The following is a 2,815-nucleotide window of genomic DNA, read 5'->3' as shown; positions in this document are numbered from 1 at the left end:
CCGGCGAGGTGCTCCACATCCCGTCGTGGCTGCCGCACAGAGCCGAGGCGCTCGAGAAGACGCTCGACATGGACATCTTCTGCCCGCCACGGCAGGACTGGCTCGACGGGACGGACAGCTACCTCAGGCGTACGTAAGGGGATCCTGCGGGGAGACCCGCAACGTCACTCCGCGTCGTTGCCGCGTGCTTTCCCCCCCGGCACGAGGGGTCGCCGCCATTCCATCGGGCCGCATGGCACGTCGACCGAATGCCCCCAGCGGGATTCGAACCCGCGCTACCACCTTGAAAGGGTGGCGACCTGGGCCGCTAGTCGATGGGGGCGGCCGGCCCGAGGATACCCGCGACCGGAGCTACCATCCGTGGCCGCCCGGGCGGTTAGCTCAGCTGGTAGAGCGCCTGCCTTACACGCAGGTGGCCGCAGGTTCGAGTCCTGCACCGCCCATCCCGACCCTGTAGGCATGCGGAAACAGCTTGTTCGCCGACGCATCTCGCGGTGACGTCGAAATGTCTCCCCCACATGATGCTCGACGAGGCGAGCTCGGGCTACGGGGCGCTACTTGCCGTCGCCGCCTGAGCGCGGGTTGGCGTCTTGATTGCCGAGAGCGAGAATGGCCCCATGAACCCACTGGCTCGACTCATGGATTGGCTCCGGCCAAAGCCGAAATCGTCGGAGGACATCGCGGCGGAGAAGGACGCGGCCCGACTACGCGATGAGATGCTGAGGACGCGCCTCGCCACGAAGTACGGTGGCGACACGTACGAGACGCAGGGCCGTCGACGGGATACGTGAGCTTTCGCAGGGAAGGCCTGCATTCGTTCGACCGATGCAGACCTCGCGACTGAGAGGCACCGGTGCATAACGGCTTTGCCTGCACGCCGATTCACAAGACGCTCGGAGCTGCTGCTCAACATCCGACTCGACCGGCCGGCGGTCGCCGCATGACATGCTCGGTCGCTCCATGAGCCTTCCAGAGGACGCACAGTACGACGTCGAGCTAGGGCCGCTCTTCGCAGTAGGCGTCATCGTCCTCGCGTACGGAGTGCTGCGACGGACGCCGCTCACGATCGCTGTGGGGATCGGAGCAATCTGGCTCGATCAGCGCTCAGAGCTCGGTCGCGCCGTGAAGAGGCGAGCCAACAGCGCCCTGAAGTCGCAGATCAAGGCTCACGCACGGCCCGAGGGTCGAGGACCATCGTCGTAGGACAGGCCGGATTCGCTGTCGCACAACGGTAGTAGCCCGCGCCGTCAACGGCCGTACCGAAGATTCGAGGGGGCCTAGCCCATCGACGGACGAAGCCACGGGCCTGCGGTCCGCGGGGCACGCCTGCGCGCAGCCCTCTCGTCGGCGCGAGCGACGTGGTCCGTCGGGCAGGTCACGACCTCTGCGTCGGAGCCGTCGAGGTGGAGGACGATGACCGCCCCATGGTCGGCGAGCACGTGGGCGCGCGTGCCGATCTCATGGATCTGGCGGCCCGCGCGCACCTCCCGCAGCAGGCAGACCGTCTCACCCGGTGCGTACCGCTCGCCGCTCTCGCTCATGCACTAGAAGACGTCGAACGCGCGAGGTCGGTTTCCGCTCCGAACGATTTCCTTACCGAACGGCCCGACCCCGGCTGACGTGAGCGGGCGTTGAGCGGGAGTTGAGAACCGACGGCGACGCTGCATTTGACGACCCCCGCCGGGCGCATGGGCAACCCGGAGGGTGGGCTCCAGGCCGCGTCCCTTCCCGGGCCGCCGCCGGAGACGAGCGAGAGGGGCCACTCGGCCCCTCTCCCACGACCGCGCACGCCGGGCTCGCAGCCCGCGAGCCGACGGGGCGAATGCAGGCGCTACTGACCGACCTTGTCGGCCCAGTCGTTCGAGCACAGGACGACGTTGCCCTGGCTCGACGGCACCACCGCGCACGTCCTCTCTCTCGACCCCAGGTAGGCGCCGGCCAGCAGGAGCGCGATCGCCGAGAAGATTGCGAGGACGAGCGAGGCGACGACCCGCGCGCCCGTGGCCCGACGCGTGGCTCGGGCCGGCCCGCGGGCGAGGTCGGGCTGCGGAATCTGCCCCTCGGCGGCGAGAATCGAGCTCCCGGTGGCGTCGCGGGTGTGGCCTGCACGATCCCGCGCTCCGGAATCAGGAACGGGGAAGTCCGCGTGCCCCACAGCTCCTCGACCTCCTCCCTCGACGCTCGAGCGGCCAACGTGCGTCAATCGTCGACCAGACCCGAATTGTATGCGCCCGCCCTCTCTCGGACAACAGAGCCGAGGGTCCGTGGCGCCTCCCGGCGCCGCGCGTAGGATTCGGCGCCTGGGCACCCTCCGAGACACCCGGCGACCCCACCCGGACAGAACGAGGTGAAGGCGCTCGTCAAGAGCCGCGCCGAGGCCGGCCTGTGGCTGGAGGACGTGCCCGAGCCGGAGATCGGGATCAACGACGTCCTGATCCGCGTCGGCCGGACCGGGATCTGCGGGACCGACGTGCACATCCATCGATGGGACGCCTGGGCCCAGCGGACGATTCCCGTCCCGCTCGTGATCGGCCACGAGTTCGTCGGCGAGGTCATCGAGGTCGGTTCGAACGTGACCGGGTTCCAGCCCGGCGAGCGGGTCAGCGGCGAGGGCCACGTCGTCTGCGGCCGCTGCCGCAACTGCATGGCCGGGCGGCGTCACCTGTGCGCGCATTCGATCGGTCTCGGCGTGCAGCGCCCGGGCGCGTTCGCGGAGCTCGTGTCGCTCCCGATGACGAACGTCTGGCACCACTGGCCCGGAGTCGACGACGAGGTTGCGGCGATCTTCGACCCGCTGGGCAACGCCGTCCACACG

Annotated in this window: 3 protein-coding genes and 2 tRNA genes; 2 read left to right on the top strand and 3 right to left on the bottom strand. The window is 69.2% G+C overall.

Annotated features, from left to right (window positions below; all coding sequences use genetic code 11):
* Window positions 1–249 precede the first annotated feature (249 nt).
* A tRNA-Glu gene (locus VFO26_RS12230) sits at window positions 250–322 on the bottom strand.
* A 48-nt stretch (window positions 323–370) separates the two neighbouring features.
* On the opposite strand from VFO26_RS12230, the gene VFO26_RS12225 reads away from it, so the two are divergent.
* Window positions 371–443, top strand: a tRNA-Val gene (locus VFO26_RS12225).
* Window positions 444–1,277: 834 nt separating this feature from the next.
* Here the strand turns inward: VFO26_RS12225 and VFO26_RS12220 are convergent.
* Together VFO26_RS12220 and VFO26_RS12215 are read right to left on the bottom strand one after the other, a co-directional pair.
* On the bottom strand, window positions 1,278–1,541 hold the full coding sequence (locus VFO26_RS12220) for a hypothetical protein (protein WP_325115275.1): 264 nt from the start codon (window positions 1,539–1,541) through the stop codon (window positions 1,278–1,280).
* A gap of 290 nt (window positions 1,542–1,831) precedes the next feature.
* Window positions 1,832–2,155: a hypothetical protein gene (locus tag VFO26_RS12215; protein WP_325115274.1), complete on the bottom strand. Its 324-nt coding sequence runs from the start codon at window positions 2,153–2,155 to the stop codon at window positions 1,832–1,834.
* Window positions 2,156–2,347: 192 nt separating this feature from the next.
* On the opposite strand from VFO26_RS12215, the gene VFO26_RS12210 reads away from it, so the two are divergent.
* Window positions 2,348–2,815: alcohol dehydrogenase catalytic domain-containing protein (locus VFO26_RS12210; protein ID WP_325115273.1), on the top strand; the 468-nt coding region annotated here is incomplete at its 3' end.

The sequence above is a fragment of the Gaiella sp. genome (genome assembly GCF_035710885.1).
GTDB lineage: Bacteria > Actinomycetota > Thermoleophilia > Gaiellales > Gaiellaceae > Gaiella.
Note: the sequence above shows the minus strand (reverse complement) of the source record. Positions and strands in the feature narration are given on the sequence as shown.